Raw genomic sequence first — 21,602 nt, forward strand, 5'->3', positions numbered from 1 at the left:
ACCGGAAAGGGAAGAGAAGTCCTGTGCACCACACGATGATCGTCGCGAGGATGAAGCCGGGCGCGGCCCCGGACATCGCGAAGGTGTTCGCCGAGTCCGACCGGGGCGAACTGCCGCACCTGGTGGGCGTCAAGAGCCGCAGCCTGTTCCAGTTCGGTGACGTGTACCTGCACCTCATCGAGAGCGAGCGGGACCCGGGCCCGGCGATCGCCGAGCTCGCCGAGCACCCGGAGTTCCGGGGCATCAGCGACCGCCTCGAGGCGTACGTCATGCCGTACGACCCCGAGACGTGGCGCGGCCCCAAGGACGCGATGGCCCAGCGGTTCTACCACTGGGAGCGCGACGCGGAGCGGGACACGGCGGCGGCCATCACCGGCTGACGGACCCGCACCCCCCACGAAGGCCGCCGGCCCCCGCCTCGTCGAGGCGGGGGCCGGCGGCCTTGGTGTGCCGTGGGCCCGGACTCACTCGGGAACGCGGCACTCGAAGGCGTGCAGATACGGGTTGACGGGGCGGACGGTGTCGATGATCAGGCCCGCCGCGTCCAGCCGCTCGGTCAGGCTCCGCTCGGTGTGCTTGGCGCCGCCCACGTTGAGCAGGAGCAGCAAATCCATGGCGCTGGTGAACGGCATCGACTGGGTGTCGTCGACGAGGTTCTCGATCGCCACCACCCGGGCGCCGGGCCGGGCCACCGCGCGGATGTTGGCCAGGGTGCGGCGGGTGCTGTCGTCGTCCCACTCCAGGACGTTCTTGATGACGTAGACGTCGGCGTGGACGGGGATGTCCTCGCGGCAGTCGCCGGGCACGGTGCGGGCCCGGTCGGCGAGCGCGCCGCCGGGGCGCAGCCGGGCGTCGGCCCGCTCCACGACCTTGGGCAGGTCCAGCAGGACGCCGCGCACGTCCGGGTACTTCTCCAGCAGACAGGCCAGCACATGGCCCTGGCCGCCGCCGATGTCGACGACCGACTCGGCGCCGGTGAGGTCCAGGGCGGCCGCCACGTCCCGCGCGGACTGCTCGCTGGAGCGGGTCATGGCACGGTTGAAGACGGCGGCGGAGGCCGGCGCGTCCTCGTTGAGGTACTGGAAGAAGCCCTTGCCGTAGAGGCCCTCGACGACGTTGCCGCCGGTGCGGACGGCCTCGTCGAGCAGCGGCCACACCTCCCAGGTCCAGGGCTCGGTGCACCACAGGACGACGTCCTTCAGGCTGTGCTCGTCGTCCTCCCGCAGCAGCAGCGACAGCTCCGTGTGGGCGAAGGTGCCGTCGACGCGTTCGGCGAAGACGTCCTGGCAGGCCAGGGCGCGCAACAGCCGTCGCAGCGGCCCGGGTTCGGCGCCGACGGAGCGGGCCAGCTCCTCGGCGGTGGCGGGGGCGGGGCCGAGCGCGTCGGCCACGCCGAGCCGGACGGCGGCGCGCAGCGCGGCGGAGCGGGCGGCGCCGAAGGCGAGGCCGCGCAGGCGCATCGGGGCGGGGGCACCGTTCTTCGCGGGCTCGTCGCCGGTGCCGGTGACCGGCGTGGCGGAGCCGGTCTCGACGGTCGTCATCGACGGCCTCCCGCGGGCCCCTCGGCGGGCAGCGTGCGGTTGCCGCACAGGGCGGCGGGCTCGGAGGTCCCGCAGGTGTTGCCGCGGAAGGTGTTGTTCTTCGGGGTGTCCCGGTTGGCGAGGTCGGCGGGGCCGTTGTCGCGCAGCTTGTTGTCCTCGATGAGGTTGTTCTCGTTGAGGGCGCCCACGAAGCTCTTGAACAGCACGATGCCGCCGGACATCGGGGAGGTGCCCTTGTTGTCCTCGACGGTGTTGCGGACGACGTGGACCTTCTCGGCGCCGGTCAGGACGATGCCGGAGCCCTGGAGGACCGGCAGCCGGTCGGTGGCGGCGCAGCGCTTGTTGTTGTGGTGGACGTGGTTGAGCCGGACGGTGAGGTCGCCGACGCGGGGCTTGTTCTCGTCGCCGACGACGAACATGCCGGCGCAGTTGGCGGTCATGTCGTTGGCCTCGACCATCAGGTTGCGCAGCCGCCGGACGGTGAGGCCGATGCGGTTGCCGACCAGGTCGTTGCCGCGGACCAGCGCGCCCTCGGCGTCGGTGGCGCCGCCCTCGGTGTCCACGGTGTTGGCCAGGAAGATCCCGGCGTCGCCGTTGGCGCGGGCGGTGTTGTTGACGAAGCGGCCCTCGGTGGAGCGCTCCTGGGCGATGCCCCACGTGCCGTTCTTCTCGGCGGTCACGTGGTGGACGACCAGCTCGTCGGTGCGGCTGGCCCACACGCCGTTCTTCTTGAACCCGCGCACCGTCAGGTCGCTGATCCGGACGTCCTCGAGCGGGTGGGCGGCGGTGCCCTGGACGCAGATGCCGTTGCCCGCGGCGGCGCAGGCGTTCGCGGCGCGGGCCTTGGTGGTGGCGGGGACGAGGACGGTACGGTCGCCGGCGCCGCGCACGGTGACGCCGGACTTCTTGACCTGGATGCTCTCCCGGTAGGTGCCGGGGCCGAGGTACACGGTGTCACCCGGCTGGGCGGCGTCGAGGGCCCGCTGGACGGACTCCCCCGCGTCCACCCGGAGGACGGCGCCGGCGGCGTGGGCCTGGGGCGCCCCCCAGGTGAGGCCGAGGACGGCGGAGGTGGCGGCGGACAGCGCGAGAACGCGCAGTTGAGGTTTCGTCATAGGACGAAGTTATGGTCGGTATGACCGGTTTCGCCATATAGGCGCGCGTTCGTGTCACCCGCACGTGCCGCGTCCGTCACCGTGTGTGATACCCGCTGGTCAGCCCTGCCGCCCCTGTCGGCCCCGTCAGTCCTGCCGGTCCTCCGGGAGGGCGGTGTCGTCCTCGATCGTGTGCATCGCCGCCTCCTCGGCGCCGGCGGCGCCGCCGTCGATGCCCTCGTCCTCGGCGACGAGTTCCTTGGTGGTGTCCGTGTGGGCGCCCTGGTCGGGGGCGACGAGGCGGCCGGAGCGGGTGTCGCCCGCCTCGGGGTCGACGGGTTCGCCGTCGGTGTCGGCGGTGTCGCCGATGCCGTCGCCGGGCGGGGGTGTCACGTCGGGGACCTCCTGGGAGAGGCGCTCGTCGAGCGTCTCGCCCTCGCGCTGTTCCTCGGCGGTCGTGCCGGTCTTGGTGACGCCGAGGGGTTTCTCGGGGGGTGAGTAGCCCTCGTCGAGCGTGTCGTCGTACGTGCGCTCGCCGACGGCGTCCTCCATGTCCAGGGGGCTGGCGTCCTCCTGCTCCTCATTGCTGCCGGTGGGCTGGTAGACGTCGTCTCCCATACGGTCGGCGGTCATCGGGGCCTCCTCTCCCGGGGTGCGTTGTGACCCGTGTTTCCGTGATCGGGAACGGTAACCCTCCGGGCGCGGACCAGGCTCTTCCTCGCCCCCCGCCCCCTGGGCCCACGCCCAACCCCGCCCCCCACCTCCTGGGCCCCCGCCCAGACCCCCCGCACCGCCCTGTCCACCCCACTCCACCCGTGCTGTCGTGAACGCTCCCCACCCGAGGAGCCGCGATGCCCGCACCACCCCCGTCATCCGCACCCGCGCTGCACATCGAGAACCTGGACGTCACCTACGGCCGCACCGTCTCCGCCCTGCGGGCGGTCACCCTGACCGTCCCGCCGCACGGCATCGTCGCCCTCCTCGGCGCCAACGGCGCCGGCAAGACGACCCTGCTGCGCGCGGTCTCCGGCACGCTCCGCCACCACCGCGGCGCCCTCACCAGCGGCCGCATCCGCTACGGCGAGACCGTGCTCGACGGCCGCGACCCGGTCGCCGCCGTCCGCGCCGGAGTCGTCCAGGTACCCGAAGGGCGGCGGGTGTTCGCCGGGCTCACCGTGGACGAGAACCTCCGCGCCGGCGCCCTCGGCCGCCGAAGCACCACCGCGACCCGCGCCACCCGCGACCGCGTCCTCACCCTCTTCCCCCGGCTGGCCGAACGCGGCGGACAGGCCGCCGGCCTCCTCTCCGGCGGCGAGCAGCAGATGCTCGCCATCGGCCGCGCCCTGATGGCCCGCCCCCGTCTGCTGCTGCTCGACGAACCCTCGCTCGGCCTCGCCCCCCGGATGGTGGAACGCATCGCCGAGGTCCTGCGCACCATCCACGACCAGGGCACCGCCGTGCTGCTGGTCGAGCAGAACGTCGGCATGGCGCTGGCCCTCGCCGACCACGCGTACGTCCTGGAGGTGGGCGAGGTCCGCCTCTCCGGCTCCGCCGACGAGCTGGCCCGCACCGACGCCGTACGCCGCCTCTACCTGGGGGAGCCGGCGGACACAACCCCCGGCGCCGCGGCCGGCGGGCAGGGGGCCGCGTGAGCGTCCAGCACCGCGGCCGGCCGGCGGCCACCCGGATTCCCGGCCCGCCCCCGCCGCTCCGCCTGAGCGACGTCACCGTGCGGTTCGCCGGGCTGACCGCGCTCGACGGGGTCTCCCTCACCGTCGCGCCGGGTACCGTGCACGCGCTGATCGGGCCCAACGGGGCCGGGAAGTCGACCTGCTTCAACGTCCTGTCGGGACTGTGCCGGCCGGCCGCCGGGCGGGTGCTGCTCGGCGACACGGAACTCACCCGGCTCGCCCCGCACCGGATCGCCGCGCTCGGTCTGGCGCGTACGTTCCAGAACCTCGTCACCACCGGGACCACCGTCGCCGACAACCTCATGCTCGGCCGGCACGCGCTGACCCGCACCGGGTACACCGCCACCGCGCTGCGGCTGCCCGCCGCCCGGCGCGAGGAGCGCGCGCACCGGGAACGGGCCCGGGAACTCGCCGAACTCGTGGGCCTGGGGCCGCACTTCGACGCCCCTGTCGCCCACCTCTCCTACGGCGACCGCAAACGCGTCGAACTCGCCCGCGCCCTCTGCCTGGAGCCCCGCGTACTGCTCCTCGACGAACCCGTGGCCGGCATGAACCCCGCCGAACGAGCCCGCACCGCCGACGTCGTCGCCGCGGTCCGGGCCGCGCTGGGCCTGTCCGTCCTGCTCGTCGAGCACGACATGGGCCTGGTGATGCGGCTCGCCGACGAGGTCACCGTCCTCGACTTCGGCCGGCCCCTCGCCCACGGCACCCCCGACGAGGTCCGCCGCCACCCCGAGGTGCTCCGCGCCTACCTCGGCGGCGCGGGGGAGGAGGCGGCATGACCGAACTGCTCGACATCGCGCTCGGCGGACTCGCCCTCGGTGCCGTCCACGCCCTGGTCGCCCTCGGCTTCGTCATCGTCTTCAAGGCCTCCGGAGTCCTCAACTTCGCCCACGGCTCGCTGCTGCTGCTCGGCGGCTATCTCACCGCCGTGCTCCACACCTCCCTCGGCTTCGCCGGCGCCCTCGCGGTCGCCGTCCTCGCGACCGCCCTGGCGGCCGGCGCCGTCGACCGGCTGCTGCCGCGCCAGGAGGGCGCCGATCCGCACACCGCCCATGTGCGCACCATCGCCACCCTCGGCGTCGACATCCTGCTGGCCACCGAGCTGACCCGGCGCATCGGCGGCGATCTGCTCTCCCTCGGCGACCCCTGGGGCGACGCCGTCACCACCCTCGGACCGGTCACCGTCGCCGACAGCCGGCTCGCCGCCCTCGCGGTGTCGGCGCTCGTCATCGGCGCGGTGTTCGCCCTGTTCCGCTTCACCCCCTGGGGCCTCTCGCTGCGCGCGGCGGCCGAGGACACCGAGGCGGCCGCCCTCATGGGCATCCGGCTCGCCCGCGTCCGTACCCTCGCCTGGTGCCTGGCCGGCGCGCTCGCCGCGCTCGCCGCCGTCTTCCTCGCCGCCTTCCCGGCACCCGGCCTGGAGCGCACCACCGGGCAGATCGCGCTGACGGCGTTCCCGGCCGCGGTCCTCGGCGGCATGGCCTCCCCGGGCGGCGCCCTCGCCGGCAGCGCCCTGATCGGGCTGACCGAGGCCCTCGTCGCCGGTTACCAGAGCCAACTGCACGTCCTCGGCGAGGGGTTCGCCGACGTGGCGCCGTACGCGGTGATGGTCGTCGTCCTCCTGATACGGCCCACCGGGCTGTTCGGCGGGAAGGGGGCCGCCCGTGTCTGAGCCCTCCGCACCGCGGGGCCGCCGTCCGCTCCCGTCCCGCACCGTCCTCCTCGTCGCCGCGCCCCTGTTGCTCTGCGCGCTCCCCTTCTACCTGGACGCCTTCTGGCTGCGCACCGGACTGTTCTGCATGGCGGCCGCCATCGGCGCCGTCGGACTGTCCCTGCTCACCGGCACCGCCGGTCAACTGTCCCTGGGGCACGCCTTCTTCCTCGCCGTCGGCGCCTACGGCTACGTCTGGCTGGCCGGCGAACCCGGGCCCGGGCTGCCGCCGCTGCTCGCCCTCGTCCTCGCCGTCCTGCTCGCCGGGCTCGCCGGGCTGCTGTTCAGCCCCGTGGCGGGGCGGGTGCGCGGGATCTACCTCGGCGTCGCCACCCTCGCGCTGGTCTTCCTCGGCCACCATCTGCTGCTCGCCGCCGACACCGTCACCGGCGGCTTCAACGGCCGCTCGGTGCCGCCGATGGCCGTCGGCGGGTTCGCGTTCACCGCCTACGACCCCGAACTCGTCGTCCTCGGCGTGCCGTTCGGCGCGGAGGAGCGGCTGTGGTACCTGGGGCTCGCGCTGTTCGCCGGCACCTGGTGGAGCGCGCGGAACCTGCTGCGCGGCCGCCCGGGCCGGGCGCTGGTGGCGCTGCGCGACAGCGAGCGGGCGGCGGCGGTACTCGGGGTGGCCGTTGCCCGGCACCGCTCGGCGGCCTTCGTCGTCTCCTCGATGTACGCGGGCCTCGCCGGGGTACTGCTCGCGCTCGCGTTCCGCCGGGTCGTGCCCGACTACTTCGGGCTCGCGCTCTCCGTCGACTACCTCGCCATGATCGTCATCGGCGGCCTCGGCTCGGTGGCGGGCGCCACCGCCGGGGCCTGCTTCGTGACCGCGCTGCCACTGCTGATGGCCCGGTACGCCGACCACATCCCGTTCGTCGCCACCCCCGGCGCCACGGAGGGAGCCGTCGGCCCCACCGAGGCCTCCCGCTATCTCTACGGCGCCGCCGTCGTCCTCGTCCTGCTGTACGCCCCCGAGGGCCCGCACGGGCCCGTCGCCCGGCTGCGCCGTGCCACCGCCCGGCTCCGGTCCCGCCGCACCCGCGCGGACACCGGCCCGCCGGTCCCCCGTCCGCCGACCTCCGCCGCCCGAACCAAGGAGCCCACCTCGTGAACGCCCCGTACACCCCGCGCACCCGGCGCGCCCCGCACACCCCGCGGCGCAGCCGCCGGCTCGCCCTCGCGGCCGCGCTGGCGGCCGTCCTGCTGGCCGGCACCGCGTGCAGCTCGAAGTCGGCCGGTTCGTCGGGCGGGGACGGTGACGGCGCCGACGGCGTCCGCACCGGACCCGGCGTCAGCGACACCGTCATCCGGCTCGGCGCCCTCACCGACCTGTCCGGCCCGTACGCCACCCTCGGCAAGAGCATCGTGCAGGCCCAGCAGTTGTGGGCGGACGAGACCAACGCCGACGGCGGCATCTGCGGCCGCAAGGTCCGCATCACCGTCAAGGACCACGGCTACGACGTCCAGAAGGCCGTCAGCGCCTACGCCGACCTCTCCTCCTCCGTCGTCGCGCTGCCGCAGGTGGTCGGCTCCCCGGTGGTCGCCGCCCTGCTCGACGACCTCCAGCGCGACCACATGCTCACCTTCCCGCAGGCCTGGTCGGCCGCCCTGCTCGGCAACGACGCCGTCCAGGTCTTCGGCACCACCTACGACGTCGACATGCTCGCCGCCGTCGACTACCTCACCCGCACCAAGAAGCTCGGCAAGGGCGACACGATCGGCCACGTCTACTTCGAGGGCGACTACGGCGCCAACGCCCTGGAGGGCTCCACCTGGGCGGCGAAGCGGGCCGGGATGAAGGTGGTCGGGCAGAAGATCAAGGCCACCGACACCGATCTGTCCGCCCAGGTCACCGCCCTGCGCAAGGAGGGCGTCAAGGCCGTGCTGATCAGCGCGGGCCCGGCCCAGACCGCCTCGCTCGCGGGGGTCGCCGCCGCCCGCGGCCTGAAGGTGCCGATCGTCAGCAGCGCCCCCGGCTTCGCGCCCCAGCTCCTCAAGACCCCCGCCGCGAAGGCGCTGGAGGGCATGCTGCACGTCGTCAGCGCGGCCCCCGCCGTCAGCGCGGACATCCCCGGGGTCGAGCGCATGGTGAAGGCGTACGGGAAGAAGTACCCGGGGTCCGTCGTCGACTCGGGCGTGCTCTCCGGCTACAACGCCGCCCAGCTTCTGGGCGCGGACCTGAAGAAGGCGTGCGAGGCGGGCAGTCTGGACCGGGCGGACGTGGTGGCGGCGCACCACACGCAGAAGCACCTCGACACCGGGCTCGGCACCCCGCAGGACTTCTCCGACGAGACGCGCCCCGCGAGCCTGCAGACGTATGTGCTCGAGCCGGACGCGGACGCGGTGGGCGGTCTGGTGAACGAGGAGGACGCGCACGAGGCGCCCGGCGTGGAGGCGTATCTGTCCTCCCGTCACTGAGTGACGTCCGGTCACCGAGCGGGGCGCGGGGCGGCGGAGCGGCCGCCGCCCCCGTCCTCCGGGCCGGTGCCGTCCTGGCAGGCCAGCCACCGGGCCACCGTACGGGCGACCGGCTGCCCCGTCTCCGCCTCGACGAAGCCGAACTGGCCGGACTGGTTGCACTCCAGGAACCACCAGATGCCGTCGGCGTCCTCGGCGAAGTCGAAGGCGCCGTAGGCGAGTTCCGCCTCGCGCAGATAGGCGTGCACGGCCCCGGCGACCCTCGGCGGGGTCTCCACCGGCTTCCACGGCGTGTCGGAGCGGGCGAAGCGGACGTCGACCTCGTCCGGGTCGGCGTCGGGGGGAACCTCCTTGCGGGCGGCGAGTATCCGGTCGCCGACGGCGGTCAGCCGGATGTCGGCGCGCTTGGCGACGCGCCGCTGCAGCAGCGTCGGCCCGTGGGCGACCGCCGCGAAGTCCGTGCCCGGGGCGACCCTGCTGGTGGGCACCGCGCGGGGCGGGTGCTGGGGATGCGTGCCCGAGACCGGCTTGACCACCAGGTCCGGGTAGCGCGTGGCGAAGTCACGGGCGGCCTGCGGGAACGTGGTGATCAGCGTGGCCGGCACCGGCAGTCCGCCGCGCTGGGCCAGCCGCAACTGCCAGGGCTTGTACCGGGCGCGGCGGGCCGCGTCCGGATGGTTCATCCAGCGGACGTCGGCGCTGCGCAGCATGCCGTACAGGGCCTGCCCGGACTCCTCGCTCAGCCAGTCGGACGGCCAGCCGGACCGGGCCCCGGGCGTCCCCGGTCTGCGCACCCAGACCGATCTCAGCCCGTCCATGCTCACCAGCCGCCCGCCGACGGAGAGATGCGCGCGGAAACCGCCGTGCACGTACTCGCCCGAGAGGGCCACCGTCCCCGGCAGATCGGCCGGATCGAGCCGGACCACCGGAGCACCCGCGGCATGGAGTTCGGCCACCACCAGATCCGCCGTCACGTCCTCCTCGCCGGTGAGGATCAGCACCGTCATCGTCGCGCCCCGTGTTCAGTCGTCGAAGTGGGTCTTGGACCCGGCGGTCGAGGTCGTCGCCCCCAGTTCGCGCATCAGCGCGGCGTCGTGGGCGGCGATCCGGCCGTTGGCCAACACGTTCAACTGCAGTGCGGAGTCGTAGGTGTACGGAGCGCTGACCTCGAACTCCTTCACAGGGACGGCATAGTTGAGGGCGAACAGCTGCATCGTTTCTCCTCGCTCGGTGATCCTCGCGGAAGCGGTCGGTGGTGCTCCGGACGCCCCCCGTGACCGGGGGTCGGCGCCGCTTCCACGTGGATATACGAATCGAACGAGTGAATGGTTGCCTCACGCTCCGTGACCAGTGGGGCAGTTAGGGCGGGGCCCGACGCGAGCGCGTCCGAGGGACGCCCGGGGCACGCTCGGGACGTGGGCGGAACGCGTTGTGGACCCCTTCTCAGGTGTTCCAGCTCTCGTCGTACGGATCGTGCGGCACCGGCACGACTGTGGCGAGGCTCACGTCCAGATAGGGGATTCTCCGGCCGTTGACGGGATCCTCGGCGTGCTCCGGCGTGTAGGTGCCGACCACCGTCAGCCAGCTGTCGGGCTGGAGCACGGGGGGCACCCGCCCGGTCAGTCCGACCTTCACCGGCTGGGCGTCGGCGGCGCAGCAACTCAGCGCCATCCGCACCAGATACGGCCGTCCGGCGCCGTCGAGTGCGACGAATCCGGTGATCCGGACCTTCCGGTCGCCCAGGCCGCGGCCGTGCCCGTACGCCGCCCGGCCCGCGTAGTCGACGAGGTCCAGCGGGACCGGGTTCCCGGCGGGCAGCGGGGGATAACCGAACGGCGCCTGCAGGGCCGTACCGGTGCGCATCGCGCTGTAGGAGCCGAGGGCGGGCGGGGCGAGAAGGATCAGCGCGAGCAGCGGCAGCACCAGCAGCCAGGAGACCCACGGCTCGCGGTGGACGTGTCCCGCCTCCCGCTGCTCCGCGCGGTCCCGGCGGGCGGCCCGGGCCCGCCGCAGGTCGTACCAGGCGGTGGCCGCCGCGGTGACGATCAGGACGGCACCGGCCGCGAGCAGCAGCGGCCGCAGCCCGGCCTTGACGTACCGCAGATACAGGTCCGTCAGCCCGGCGTGCAGCAGGGCCGTGCCGGTCAGGAACAGGACGACCGCCTGTGCGTGCCGGTTCACCAGAGCACCGTCCCCACCGCCGCCGGCACCACCACGGCCAGGACGAACGTCGCCGGCGCGAAGCGCAGCGCGAACCCGCGGCCGAACGTGCCCGCCTGCATGGCGAACAGCTTCAGGTCGATCATCGGCCCGACGACCAGGAACACCAGCCGCGCGGTGAGCGAGAACTGGGACAGCGAGGCGGCCACGAAGGCGTCCGCCTCCGAGCAGATCGACAGCAGCACCGCCAGCACGGCGAGCGCGAGCACCGCCGCCGCGGGCTCACCGGCCGCGCCCTCCAGCCACCCGGCCGGCACCACCGCCTTCAGGGTCGCGGCGGCCGTCGCGCCCAGCACCAGGAACCCGCCGGCGTGCACCACGTCGTGCCGTACCGAGTCCCAGAACGCTTCGCCCCTGCTCCGGTCACCGGCCGGCGGACGGGGCGGGCGCAGCCAGTCCGCGCGGCCCAGCCGCTGCCACAGCCAGCCCATCGCGCACGCCACCAGCAGACTCGCCCCGAACCTGGCGGCCACCATCTCCGGGTGGCCGGGGAAGGCGACCGCGGTGGCGGTCAGCACGATCGGGTTGACGGCCGGCGCCGACAGCAGGAACGCCAGCGCCGCCGACGGCGCCACCCCGCGCCGCACCAGCGCCCCGGCCACCGGCACGGAGGCGCACTCGCAACCGGGCAGCACCGCCCCCGCCATTCCGGCCACCGGCACCGCGAGGGCCGGCCGGGACGGCAGCGCGCGGGCGAAGAACGACGGCGGCACGAACACCGCGAGCGCGGCCGACAGCAGCACCCCGAGGACGAGGAAGGGCAGCGCCTGGACCACCACCGCCACGAACACGGTCATCCAGCTCTGCATCACCGGCGCGCCCAGCGCCCGCCGGATCGGGCCCTGGAGGACGACCGCCGGCAACAGCAGCAGCGCCAGGCCGAGGGAGGAGTCGAGCCGCGGGCCCCGGCTCTCCGGCGGCGGTTGCGGGTCGCGCCGCCGGGTCCCGGGCGGGGCGGCGGGGTCGAGGGTCGTCACGGACGCGGTACCTCCGGCGGCGGGCGGGGTGCGGGCGGCCTGCCCGCACCCTCCCTTACGTCGCCGGGGCCGCCGCCGCTCAGCCCTGCAGGCGGTCGATCTGCCGGATCCGGTTGGTGGCGTCCAGCGCGGCCACCTTGTACGACTCGGCGAGCGTCGGGTAGTTGAAGACGGCGTCGACGAGATAGTCCACCGTGCCGCCGCAGCCCATCACCGTCTGCCCGATGTGGATGAGTTCGGTGGCGCCGGTGCCGAAGCAGTGCACCCCGAGCAGCTTGCGGTCCTGCGGGGAGACGAGCAGCTTGAGCATGCCGTGCGAGTCACCGATGATCTGCCCCCGGGCCAGCTCCCGGTAGCGGGACATGCCCACCTCGAACGGCACGCAGTCCTCGGTGAGCTGGGCCTCGGTGCGCCCGATGAAGCTGATCTCGGGGATGGTGTAGATGCCGATGGGCTGGAGGTCGTGCATCGGGTGCACCGGCTCCCCGCAGGCGTGGTACGCCGCCGCCCGGCCCTGCTCCATGGAGGTCGCCGCGAGCGCGGGGAAGCCGATGACGTCCCCGACGGCGTAGATGTGCGGCACCGAGGTGCGGTAGTGCTCGTCGACGGTGATCCGGCCGCGCCTGTCGGCTGTCAACCCCGCCTTGTCCAGAGCCAGTCCGTCGGTCAGCCCCTGCCGCCCGGCGGAGTACATCACCGCGTCGGCGGGGATCTTCTTGCCGCTCGCCAGCACCGTGAGCGTGCCGCCCGTGTGGCGCTCGACCGCGCTCACGGTCTCCCCGAAGCGGAAGGTGACCGCGAGGTCCCGCAGGTGGTACTTGAGCGACTCCACGACCTCCGCGTCGCAGAAGTCCAGCATGCCGGGACGCTGTTCGACGACGGTGACCTTGCTGCCGAGCGCGGCGAACATGGAGGCGTACTCCATGCCGATCACGCCCGCACCCACGATGACCATGGACCGCGGCACCCGCTCCAGATGCAGCACGTTGTCGGAGTCCAGGATCGTCCTCCCGTCGAACTCGACGCTCGCGGGGCGGGCCGGGCGGGTGCCGGTGGCGATGACGATGTGCTCGGCGGTGAGCATCCGTCCGTCGCCGTCGGGCTCCTCCAGGGCGACGGTGTGCTCGTCCTCGAACCGGGCGGTGCCGGCCAGCAGGGAGACGTGGTTGCGGGACAACTGGCTGCGGATGACGTCGACTTCGCGGCCCACGACGTGCTCGGTGCGGGCGGTGAGGTCGGCGACGGTGATGTTCTCCTTGAGCCGGTAGCTCTGGCCGTACAGATCGCGCTGGGTGAGGCCGGTGAGGTAGAGGACGGCCTCGCGCAGGGTCTTGGAGGGGATGGTGCCGGTGTGCAGGGAGACCCCGCCGAGCCGGTCGGGGCGGTCGATCACGGCGACCGTGCGGCCCAGTTTGGCCGCGGCGATGGCGGCCTTCTGGCCGCCGGGGCCGGATCCGATGACGATCATGTCGAAGTCGAACACCCTCGGAAGTCTGTCAGCCGGGGCCCGCCGCCGGAAGGGGGTGTCCGGCTGCCGCCGGGTTCGCCGAGGCTTCACCGGGGCGTCGTCCGCGCCCCGTTCACGTTCCGCTTCCCGTTCCGCGCGTACCGGGAGGGTGACTTGGGCATGTCAATCCGTGCCGCATGTCCGTGCCGCGTACCCAAGTCGTGTGCCCATGGCCCCTGCCGTGCGCCCGGCTCCCAGGAGGAGACGTGAAGACCCGCTCGCGCATCCGGATCCGCAGAGCATTCCTCACCCTCGGCGCCGCCGTCACGCTGGTCGTGGCGGCGTCCGGCGTCGCGTTCGCCGCCCCGCCGGCCGCGCTGCCCGCCCACGCGGACACGCTGGAGCGGACCTTCCAGCCGGCCTACGACTACGACACCGACGGCTGCTACGCCACGCCCGCGATCGGGCCGGACGGCACGCTCAATCCCGGTCTGAAGCCGACCGGGGCGCTGAACGGGAACTGCCGGGACGCCTCCGACCTGGAGAACACCAACGGGTACTCCCGGGAGAAGTGCGACAACGGGTGGTGCGCGATTCTGTACGGGAGCTACTTCGAGAAGGACCAGGCGCTGCCGGGGATCTCGCTCGGGGGGCACCGGCACGACTGGGAGCACGTGGTGGTGTGGGTGCAGGGGGGTGAGGCGAAGTACGTGGCGACGTCGGCGCACGGGGACTTCGACATCTACGCGGCCGATCAGATGCGGTGGGAGGGGACGCATCCGAAGGTGGTGTACCACAAGGACGGGATCGGGACGCACTGCTTCCGGCCGGCGACGGCGAACGACGAGCCGCCGGAGAACCATGAGCATGTGTGGCAGTATCCGGCGCTGGTGGGGTGGGACGGTTATCCGGCGGGGTTGCGGGAGAAGCTGAGTGCGGCGGACTTCGGCAGCGCGAACTTCGGCCTGAAGGACGGCAACTTCGTCCCCCACCTGGAGAAGGCCCTCCCGGCAGGCGTCCCCTTCGACCCGAGCGCCTGAGGGCCGGGCGGCCTTCCTCGCCCCCGCCGCCCCCACCCTCCCCCAAGCTCTCAACTTCGTTCGAGCAGGGGGAACCCCCATCGTCCCCGGGGGCGGCGGGGGCGAAAGGACTACGTGGGGCGCAGGCGGTGGGCCGTCAGGGCCAGGTTGAGTTCCGCCGCATCGGCGGGACGCCCCAGCACCCGCCCCGTCAACCGCTCACACCTCCGCAACCGGTTCAGCACCGTGTTCCGGTGACAGAACAACCGCTCTCCCACCCCCCGCGCGGACCCCCCGCATTCGAACCACGCCCACAGCGTCGCCAGCAACACCTCCCGCTCCCCCGGCTCCACCTCCAGCAACCTCCCGAGCACCCGCTCCACCAACGCCACCCCCAGCTCCGGACTGGCCAGCAGCAGTGCCTCCGGCAGATGCTCGTCCAGCCGCACCCACCCACCACCCGCCGGGCAGATCCCGAGCGCGGTGCCGGCCTGCGCCCGCGCGTCCCCCACCGCGGCCAGCCCGTCGACCACCGCGCTGATTCCGACCCGCGCCCCCGCGAGCAGTTCCGCACCCGGCCGCGGCAGTGCGTCCGGGTCACCGTCCGGCAGGAGGACGATGCCGTGGTCCGCCTCCGCACCGGCGTGCCAGTGCACGTCGGCCCCGGCGGGCACGACCGCGGCACGAACGGTGCCGACTTCCCCCGCCCCGGGGCGGATTCCGCCGGTCACGGCGACGACGACGTACCGCCCGTCCTCCGGCAGGCCGAGCGCCCGCGCGGTCTCGGGCAGGTCGGCGATGCGGCAGACGCCGTCGAGCAGCGCGGCGGCCAGCACCCGCTGCCGGTTCTCGCGCCGCCACAGCAGCTCCCGCTCGGTCTGCCGGTACGCCTCGGCGACGAGCGTGCAGTGCTCGTCGACGAAGTTCCACACGTCGGCGGCGACGTGGATGAGCAGCCGGGTGTCCTCGGGCGCGGTGCGGGAGGTCTCGTCCACGAGGGCCTGCCAGACCAGGGAGCCGCCGAGCCGGAAGGCGTGCAGCAGCGCGTCGAGCGGCAGCCCCTGCTCCGCGCGGACGGCGCCGATCCGCCAGGTGCAGCGCCGGGCGGCCTCGCGGGTGCCGCGCGGGTCGAGCAGGGAGGCGACGCTGTGCCGCAGCGAGCGGTGCGCCTCCTGCCGGATGCCGGTGGGGTCGCGCTCCAGGGCGGCCCGGTACGCGGTCTCCTGCTCGCGCAGCGCGACGAGCAGCCGGTCGGTGAGGTCGGGCAGGTCGTCCAGGAGGGTCCGGGCGGCCCGGTGCAGGACGCCGAGGGCGTCGGCGTCGATGAGCGAGCGCACGCGCGGCCCCCGCGCGGCCGGTCCGGCCGGCGGCTGCGGGCGCGCCGCCCCGCGTGGCCGTGCGTACGGCAGGGCGTGCGGCAGTGCGTGCGGCAGTGCGTGCGGCAGTGCGTCCTGCATGACGGTCCTCCCCCGGGCCGGGCTGACGGGCAGTCCTGCCCCGAAGAATGACATACCGTCCGGTCGGTCCCCAGGGGTGTGCAGGGGCCATTTCCGTACGGGTGCGGGTGGGGGCGGCTGCGGCTCGACGGGGCCGCCGGGCCGCGCCCTGTGCCCGTGCCCCGTCCGCGGAGCGGCGGACTGTGCGTGCGCACAGTCGTGTGGTGTGGGGCGGGGTGTGTGGTGGGCGCTTCGCGTGGCACCCTCTCGGAACGTGGGCGTGGCCTCGGCGAGGGACGCCCGTCGGCACGAGGGAAGGCGGCGGCACGTATGCGGATCGGACTGCTCGGCACGGGACCCTGGGCGCGCGCGGCGCACGCGCCCGCGCTCGCGGCGCACCCGGAGGTGGAGTTCACCGGGGTGTGGGGCCGGCGCCCCGAGGCGGCCGCGGAGCTGGCCGCCCCGCACGGCGCGCGCGCGTACGACGACGTCGACGCGCTCCTCGCGGACGTGGACGCGGTGGCCGTCGCCCTGCCCCCGTCCGTGCAGGCGGAACTCGCGGTCCGGGCCGCGCGGGCCGGGCGGCATCTGCTGCTGGACAAGCCCGTCGCGACCACCGTGGCCGAGGCGCGGGCGGTCGCGGAGGCGGTGCGCGCGGCGGGGGTGGCGTCGGTGGTGTTCTTCACCACCCGCTTCCAGTCGGCGACCGAGGCGTGGATCGCCGAGCAGGCCGCGCGGGGTGGGTGGTTCACGGCGCGGGCGGAGTGGCTCGGGGCGGTGTTCACCGGGGACAGTCCGTATGCCGCCTCGCCGTGGCGGCGGGAGAAGGGGGCGTTGTGGGACGTGGGGCCGCATGCGTTGTCCGTGCTGATGCCGGTGCTGGGGGATGTCGAGCGGGTGGAGGCGGCGGGGCGGGGGGCCGGGGACACGGTGCATGCGGTGTTGCGGCATGTGGGGGGCGCGTCGAGTGCGGTGACGCTGAGTCTGACGGCGCCGGTGGCTGCGGCGGGGGTCTCGGTGGAGTTGCGGGGGGAGGCGGGGGTGGTGGGGTTGCCCGCGGCTTCGGAGGGGGCGGTGGGGGCGTTCGGGCGGGCGGTCGACGCGTTGGTGGGTGCGGTGGGCTCGGGGGTGGTCGGTGGGGGTGCGGGTGCGTGTGATGTGGGGTTCGGGGTGCGGGTGACGGAGGTGCTGGCGGAGGTGGAGGGAGTGTTGGGGGCGCGGGGGTGAACCTCGGGGAAGTTTTCTCGCCCCCGCCGCCCCTACCCTTCCCTTCCCTTCCCTTCAAGGGGCTCCGCCCCTTGGACCCCGGGGGGGGTGCGTTGTCGGGTGCGGGTGGGTGGGGGCTTCTCGCGCAGTTCCCCGCGCCCCTGACGGGGCGCTCAGCGTGACGCTTCGTCGCGGGTGTTCGGGACGCAGTGGGTCATCGTGAGGCCCTGTACGTCCCGGGGTGGGTTCTTGCCCAGGTTGGCCAGGCGTTGCCGGTCCTCGTCCGTGAGGTCCTGGCCGGGGAGGGGGGTGAGGGCGCTGACGTCGTCGGGGGTGATGCCCAGGGCCTCGCCGACGCGGAGGCCGAGGTCGTTCTCGACCAGGAGGAAGTGCCAGACCATGCGTTCCTGGACCGGGCGGTCGCACTGGGAGAGCTGGCCGATGAAGTTCTTCACCAGGTCGTCGCGCTCCCACTCCTCCATCAGCAGGTACCGCTGGCCCGCCTGGAGGTAGTCGTTGGCGCGCGGGATCCGCTTGCGGGTGAGCCGGCCGCGGATCTCGGGGCCCTGCTCGTCGTGGGCCGGGTACTCGTCCTCGCGCAGGCCGCCCATGAGGGAGGGCTCGTAGTTGATGATCGGATCCTCCCCGCCGCCGTCCACGTGGTACGCCATCTGCCCGTCGCGCTGGTTGGTGCGCACCTCCGCGTTCTTCGCCTGGTTGACGGGGAGCTGGAGGTAGTTGGGGCCGACCCGGTAGCGCTGGGTGTCGCTGTAGGAGAAGGTCCGCCCGACGAGCATCTTGTCGTCGGAGAAGTCCAGGCCGTCCACGAGGACACCGGTGCCGAAGGAGATCTGCTCGTTCTCCGCGAAGAAGTTCTCCGGCATCCGGTCCAGCACCATCCGGCCCACCGGCCGGGGCGGGAACTCCTGCTCGGGCCAGGTCTTGGTGTCGTCCAGCGGGTCGAAGTCCAGCTCCGGGTGGTCGTGGTCGTCCATCATCTGGACGTGCAGTTCCCACTCCGGGAAGTCGCCGCGCGCGATCGCGTCGTACAGGTCCTTGGTGGCGTGGCCGAGGGACTCGGCCTGTACGGCGGCGGCGTCCTCGGCGGTCATGCTGCGGACGTCCTGCTTGGGCAGCCAGTGGTACTTGACCAGGACGGTGCGGCCCTCGTCGTTGACCCACTTGTACGTGTTGACGCCGAAGCCCTGCATGTGGCGGTAGTCGGCGGGGATGCCGCGCGGACTGAACACGTTGACCAGCATGTGCATGGTCTCCGGGGTCTGCGACATGAAGTCGAAGATGCGGCGGGGCTGCTGCTCGAAGGTCACCGGGTCCGGCTTGAGGGCGTGGATGACGTCGGGGAACTTGATGGCGTCACGGATGAAGAAGACGCCGAGGTTGTTGCCGACGAGGTCCCAGTTTCCGTCCTCGGTGTAGAACTTCACGGCGAAGCCGCGGGGGTCGCGGGCGGTCTCGGAGGAGTCCCGGCCGCCGATGACGGTGGAGAAGCGGACGGCGACGTCGGTGCGTTTGCCGCGCTCCTGGAAGAGTTTGGCGCGGGTGTGGCGGGCGATGGGTTCGTCGCCCCAGGCGCCGTACGCCTCGAAGTAGCCGTACGCGGTGACGCCGCGGGCGTGGACGACGCGCTCGGGGATGCGTTCGCGGTCGAAGTGGCTGATCTTCTCCAGGAACTGGTAGTTCTCGAGCGTCGCGGGGCCGCGGGCGCCCACCGTGCGCTGGTTCTGGTTGTCGTGGACGGGGTGGCCCTGGCGGTTGGTGAGTACCTTGCGGTCCTTGCGGTCCTTGCGGTCCGGCATGCGCGGCGGCTCCTTCGGTCGGCGGGGAGTGGGCTCGGGGCTGCCGCCCCGTCCACCATCGCGCCGCGCGCGCGAGGCGGCACGTGCAGTGCGTCCGTATGCGGCACGTCGCGATTGGTTGTTTCGCCCCCGCCGCCCCTTCCCGTCCCGACCCCCGGGGGCTGCGCCCCCGGACCCCGCTGAAAGATCGCGCAGTTCCCCGCGCCCCTGATAGGGACGAAGTCCCGCATGTGCCACCACCCCCCGGGTACTCGCGGGCGCATGACCAACCAACGTGACCCCGGTTCCGATTCCGATCCCGACGCCGCCGCCCGTTCCGCGGAGGCCGCCGATGAGGAGCGTGCGGCGGCACGTCCGTTCAGTTATCCGTACCCCGAGCGGCGCGCCAACGTCCGGGCGACCCGGCACATCAGCCGGGAGGAGGCCGACGCGGACAGCGTCCCCGGTGCGCCCGGCGGCTACGGCTCCACCGGCGGTGGGCAGCCCGGCGGCAGCAGCGGCACGAGCCCGGACCCCGAGGAGGGGCTCGACCCGTCGGACGCCGCGGACACCGTGGCCGGCGGCGAGCCGGAGCCCGGCGGGAGCGGCGACCGGGAGCGGTGACCGCCCGCCCGGCCCCGAGCTGAGTCCGGGCCGCCCCGCCACTACGCCGACCGCGACCGGCATGACATGCTTGACGTGCGGATCTTGGTCGGCAACGGGAGGAAGTACGGCGGCGTGAGGGATGCGGCACGACCCGTCTGGAGCCGGGTCCTGGATCGGCTCTCGGCGTCCGACCCGGGGCTGCTGCGGCTGATGGCCGGGCTGCGGACGGTGGGCTCGATCGGGCTCACCCTCGCCGTCCTCGCCTCGTTCGGCGCCACGGTCCCGCATCTCGTGGGCGGGGCGATGGCCGCCATGGTGTCCACGTTCGCGATCCGCGAGAAGGAGCGCCGGCCGCAGGCGATCACCCTGGCGCTCGGTCTGCCCGTGGCGCTCGCCGCGGTCACCCTGGCCTCGCTGCTGCAGAGATACGTCGTCGCCGGGGACCTGTTCTTCCTGCTGCTGATCTTCGCGGCGGTCTACAGCCGCCGGTTCGGGGACCGGGGCACGGCGCTGGGGCTGATCGGCTTCCAGCTGTACTTCGTCTCCCTGTTCGTCGGGGCCACGCCGACGGCCCTGCCCTCGCTGTACGCGGCGGTGGCCACGGCGTTCGCGTGCAGCGCGGTGGTGCGGTTCGGCGTCGTACGGGACACGCCCGAGCAGGTGCTGCGGCGGCTGCGCGGGGCCTTCCGGGCGCGGCTCGCCCAGCTGATCGCGGCCCAGCTGGACCTGCTCGACGCGGCGCCCGACGAGCTGGACGCCGCCCTGGACGACGTACGGCGGCACACCGCCCGGCTGCACGAGAGCGCGATGCTCGTCCAGGGGCGGCTGGAGCAGGGCACCGACGACCAGGCCACGGCCGCGCTGGTGCAGCGGCGCATCGCCGAGGCGGAAATCGCCGCCGAGCGGCTCGGCGTGCTGCTGCTCAGCGCGCGCAGCGCCGAGCGGGCCGACACGCTCGCCCTGCACCTGCCGAACGCCCCGGCGCCCGCGCCCGGCAACCGGCTGCCGGCCCGGGGCGACGTCACGCAGACCCTGCGCCGGGACCTGCGGGCGCTGCGACTGCTGATGGCCCGGCCGGTCGCGGCGGACCGGCACAGTTCCGTGGCGCATGTGCGCAACCGGCTGCTCGGCTACCGCGACGAGGACAACGTGCCCGCCGGTCCGCCCGCCGTGCAGGACGTCTTCCGGGGGATCGGCGAGGCCGCCAAGGCCGTGCTCGGTCTGCGGCTGGCGCTGGACGGGCCGCAGGACGAGTCCGACGACACCGCCGCGACCACCCGCTCCCGGGAGGAACTGGACGCCGAGGACGCGGCCATCGCCGGTGCCGAGCGCGAGGCGGAGGACGAGGAGGAAGAGGCGCGGGGGCTGAAGCGGCCCACCACGCGGGCCGCCGTCCAGGTGGCGGTGGGCTCGGCGCTGGCCATCGCGGGCGGCGAGTTCCTCTCCAGCCAGCGCTGGTACTGGGCGGTGCTGACCTGCTGGGTCGTCTTCCTCAACACCGCGTCCACGGGCGAGATCCTGGTCAAGGGCTACCGGCGGGTGCTGGGCACGGTGTGCGGGGTGGTCGCCGGGGCGGGGCTCGCGGGGCTGGTCGGCAACCACACGTGGACCGCGTTCGCCCTGGTGCTGCTGTTCATCTTCGCGATGTTCTACACCGCGCCGCTGTCGTACGCGCTGATGTCGTTCTTCGTGACCGCGATGCTGGGCCTGCTGTACACGCTGCTGCACACCTACAGCCTGTCGGTGCTGGTGCTGCGCATCGAGGAGACGGTGCTGGGCGCGGTGTGCGGGATCGTCGCGGCGGCGCTGGTGCTGCCGGTGCAGACCGACCGGCGTACGGACGAGCTGCTCGCGACGGTGCTGGTGCGGCTGGCCGACGTCAGCGAGGCGGCCGTCGAGCAGCTCAGCGGCGGCCCCGCGGTGGACCTGTTGGACCAGGCGCGCGATCTCGACAAGGCGCTGGACGACCTGCGCGCCTCGACGAAGCCGCTGACGCATCCGATCACCCCGCTGCGCGGACGGCGGCAGACGGCCCGCTATCTGGTGGCGCTGCTGGAGACGTGCGCGTACCACGCGCGGTCGCTGGCGGCGACGGCGGAGCTGGTGCCGTTCAGCCGCACGATCGCGGCGGATCCCCGGCTGAAGCTGGCGGGGCGGCGGATCTCGCACAACATCGACGTGCTGCTCGCGCAGGTGCGGGACGAGCGGGCGGTGGGCGGTGAGGGCGGCGGCGGTGCGCCGAGGGAGATGGAGTCCGGGCCGAGCCTGGCGTCCCTGCTGGACCCGGGCGAGACCCGGGCACCACGCCCGGGCAGCGTCACGCACCGGGTGCTGCGGCACCTGCAGCGGTTGGACGAGGGGGTGCTGGGGCTGGCCCGCCCCCTGGGCGTGCCGGGCCCGACGACGGCGGAGCGCGGGGCACGCCGCTGATCCTCCG

General features: G+C 73.7%; 20 protein-coding genes. 10 read left to right on the top strand and 10 right to left on the bottom strand.

What is annotated here, in order from left to right:
• Positions 1-23: 23 nt before the first annotated feature.
• The gene (locus OIE12_RS02565; RefSeq protein WP_329131229.1) at positions 24-380 is read left to right on the top strand and encodes a TcmI family type II polyketide cyclase; all 357 of its coding nucleotides are present in this window, start codon (positions 24-26) and stop codon (positions 378-380) included.
• Between the two features lie 84 nt (positions 381-464).
• Here the strand turns inward: OIE12_RS02565 and OIE12_RS02570 are convergent, their stop codons facing one another.
• The 3 genes from OIE12_RS02570 to OIE12_RS02580 all read right to left on the bottom strand — a co-directional run bounded on the left by OIE12_RS02570 (position 465) and on the right by OIE12_RS02580 (position 3,268).
• Positions 465-1,541, bottom strand: coding sequence for a methyltransferase (locus tag OIE12_RS02570; RefSeq protein WP_329131231.1), 1,077 nt, complete (start codon positions 1,539-1,541; stop codon positions 465-467).
• Positions 1,538-2,656 carry a right-handed parallel beta-helix repeat-containing protein gene (locus tag OIE12_RS02575; protein WP_329131234.1) on the bottom strand — a complete coding sequence of 373 codons (1,119 nt, stop codon included), beginning with the start codon at positions 2,654-2,656 and terminating at the stop codon, positions 1,538-1,540. Before OIE12_RS02575 ends, OIE12_RS02570 begins: the two co-directional genes overlap by 4 nt.
• A gap of 126 nt (positions 2,657-2,782) precedes the next feature.
• A complete protein-coding gene (locus tag OIE12_RS02580; protein ID WP_329131236.1) occupies positions 2,783-3,268 on the bottom strand; it encodes a DUF5709 domain-containing protein in 486 nt (161 codons plus the stop codon).
• A gap of 218 nt (positions 3,269-3,486) precedes the next feature.
• Between OIE12_RS02580 and OIE12_RS02585 the strand changes: the two genes are divergently transcribed.
• Genes OIE12_RS02585 through OIE12_RS02605 form a run of 5 tightly spaced genes read left to right on the top strand, consistent with a single transcriptional unit; the run spans position 3,487 to position 8,458 of the window.
• The gene (locus OIE12_RS02585) at positions 3,487-4,287 is read left to right on the top strand and encodes an ABC transporter ATP-binding protein (protein ID WP_329131239.1); all 801 of its coding nucleotides are present in this window, start codon (positions 3,487-3,489) and stop codon (positions 4,285-4,287) included.
• Positions 4,284-5,108 carry an ABC transporter ATP-binding protein gene (locus tag OIE12_RS02590; protein WP_443053749.1) on the top strand — a complete coding sequence of 275 codons (825 nt, stop codon included), beginning with the start codon at positions 4,284-4,286 and terminating at the stop codon, positions 5,106-5,108. Before OIE12_RS02585 ends, OIE12_RS02590 begins: the two co-directional genes overlap by 4 nt.
• Entirely contained in the window at positions 5,105-6,001 is an 897-nt protein-coding gene (locus OIE12_RS02595; RefSeq protein WP_329131241.1) for a branched-chain amino acid ABC transporter permease, read from the top strand. Before OIE12_RS02590 ends, OIE12_RS02595 begins: the two co-directional genes overlap by 4 nt.
• On the top strand, positions 5,994-7,151 hold the full coding sequence (locus OIE12_RS02600; RefSeq protein WP_443053750.1) for a branched-chain amino acid ABC transporter permease: 1,158 nt from the start codon (positions 5,994-5,996) through the stop codon (positions 7,149-7,151). The genes OIE12_RS02595 and OIE12_RS02600 overlap by 8 nt, the downstream gene beginning before the upstream one ends.
• Positions 7,148-8,458 carry an ABC transporter substrate-binding protein gene (locus tag OIE12_RS02605; RefSeq protein WP_329131243.1) on the top strand — a complete coding sequence of 437 codons (1,311 nt, stop codon included), beginning with the start codon at positions 7,148-7,150 and terminating at the stop codon, positions 8,456-8,458. The genes OIE12_RS02600 and OIE12_RS02605 overlap by 4 nt, the downstream gene beginning before the upstream one ends.
• Positions 8,459-8,469: 11 nt before the next feature.
• On the opposite strand, the gene tgmB is transcribed toward OIE12_RS02605, so the two are convergent.
• The 5 genes from tgmB to sthA all read right to left on the bottom strand — a co-directional run bounded on the left by tgmB (position 8,470) and on the right by sthA (position 13,123).
• Positions 8,470-9,465, bottom strand: coding sequence for an ATP-grasp ribosomal peptide maturase (gene tgmB / locus OIE12_RS02610; protein ID WP_329131245.1), 996 nt, complete (start codon positions 9,463-9,465; stop codon positions 8,470-8,472).
• Positions 9,466-9,480: 15 nt separating this feature from the next.
• A complete protein-coding gene (gene tgmA / locus OIE12_RS02615; RefSeq protein ID WP_030381134.1) occupies positions 9,481-9,672 on the bottom strand; it encodes a putative ATP-grasp-modified RiPP in 192 nt (63 codons plus the stop codon).
• Positions 9,673-9,901: 229 nt separating this feature from the next.
• On the bottom strand, positions 9,902-10,639 hold the full coding sequence (locus OIE12_RS02620; protein WP_329131248.1) for a TIGR03943 family putative permease subunit: 738 nt from the start codon (positions 10,637-10,639) through the stop codon (positions 9,902-9,904).
• Positions 10,636-11,655: a permease gene (locus OIE12_RS02625; RefSeq protein WP_329131250.1), complete on the bottom strand. Its 1,020-nt coding sequence runs from the start codon at positions 11,653-11,655 to the stop codon at positions 10,636-10,638. The genes OIE12_RS02620 and OIE12_RS02625 overlap by 4 nt, the downstream gene beginning before the upstream one ends.
• 79 nt (positions 11,656-11,734) lie before the next feature.
• Positions 11,735-13,123: a Si-specific NAD(P)(+) transhydrogenase gene (gene sthA / locus OIE12_RS02630; protein WP_443054015.1), complete on the bottom strand. Its 1,389-nt coding sequence runs from the start codon at positions 13,121-13,123 to the stop codon at positions 11,735-11,737.
• 245 nt (positions 13,124-13,368) lie between these two features.
• On the opposite strand from sthA, the gene OIE12_RS02635 reads away from it, so the two are divergent.
• Positions 13,369-14,142 carry an NPP1 family protein gene (locus OIE12_RS02635; protein ID WP_329131254.1) on the top strand — a complete coding sequence of 258 codons (774 nt, stop codon included), beginning with the start codon at positions 13,369-13,371 and terminating at the stop codon, positions 14,140-14,142.
• 110 nt (positions 14,143-14,252) lie between these two features.
• Here the strand turns inward: OIE12_RS02635 and OIE12_RS02640 are convergent, their stop codons facing one another.
• A complete protein-coding gene (locus OIE12_RS02640; RefSeq protein WP_329131256.1) occupies positions 14,253-15,578 on the bottom strand; it encodes a PucR family transcriptional regulator in 1,326 nt (441 codons plus the stop codon).
• A 309-nt stretch (positions 15,579-15,887) separates the two neighbouring features.
• Here OIE12_RS02640 and OIE12_RS02645 point away from each other — a divergent pair, with 309 nt between their 5' ends.
• Entirely contained in the window at positions 15,888-16,784 is an 897-nt protein-coding gene (locus tag OIE12_RS02645) for a Gfo/Idh/MocA family protein (protein WP_329131258.1), read from the top strand.
• 152 nt (positions 16,785-16,936) lie between these two features.
• On the opposite strand, the gene OIE12_RS02650 is transcribed toward OIE12_RS02645, so the two are convergent.
• Positions 16,937-18,580 (bottom strand): catalase, encoded by a 1,644-nt coding sequence (locus OIE12_RS02650; RefSeq protein ID WP_329131260.1) that lies wholly within the window; start codon positions 18,578-18,580, stop codon positions 16,937-16,939.
• Positions 18,581-18,841: 261 nt separating this feature from the next.
• On the opposite strand from OIE12_RS02650, the gene OIE12_RS02655 reads away from it, so the two are divergent.
• Together OIE12_RS02655 and OIE12_RS02660 are read left to right on the top strand one after the other, a co-directional pair.
• Positions 18,842-19,183: a hypothetical protein gene (locus OIE12_RS02655; RefSeq protein ID WP_329131261.1), complete on the top strand. Its 342-nt coding sequence runs from the start codon at positions 18,842-18,844 to the stop codon at positions 19,181-19,183.
• A gap of 66 nt (positions 19,184-19,249) precedes the next feature.
• A complete protein-coding gene (locus OIE12_RS02660) occupies positions 19,250-21,595 on the top strand; it encodes an FUSC family protein (RefSeq protein ID WP_329131263.1) in 2,346 nt (781 codons plus the stop codon).
• Positions 21,596-21,602 lie beyond the last annotated feature (7 nt).

The sequence above is a fragment of the Streptomyces sp. NBC_00670 genome (assembly GCF_036226765.1).
Classification (GTDB): Bacteria; Actinomycetota; Actinomycetes; order Streptomycetales; family Streptomycetaceae; genus Streptomyces.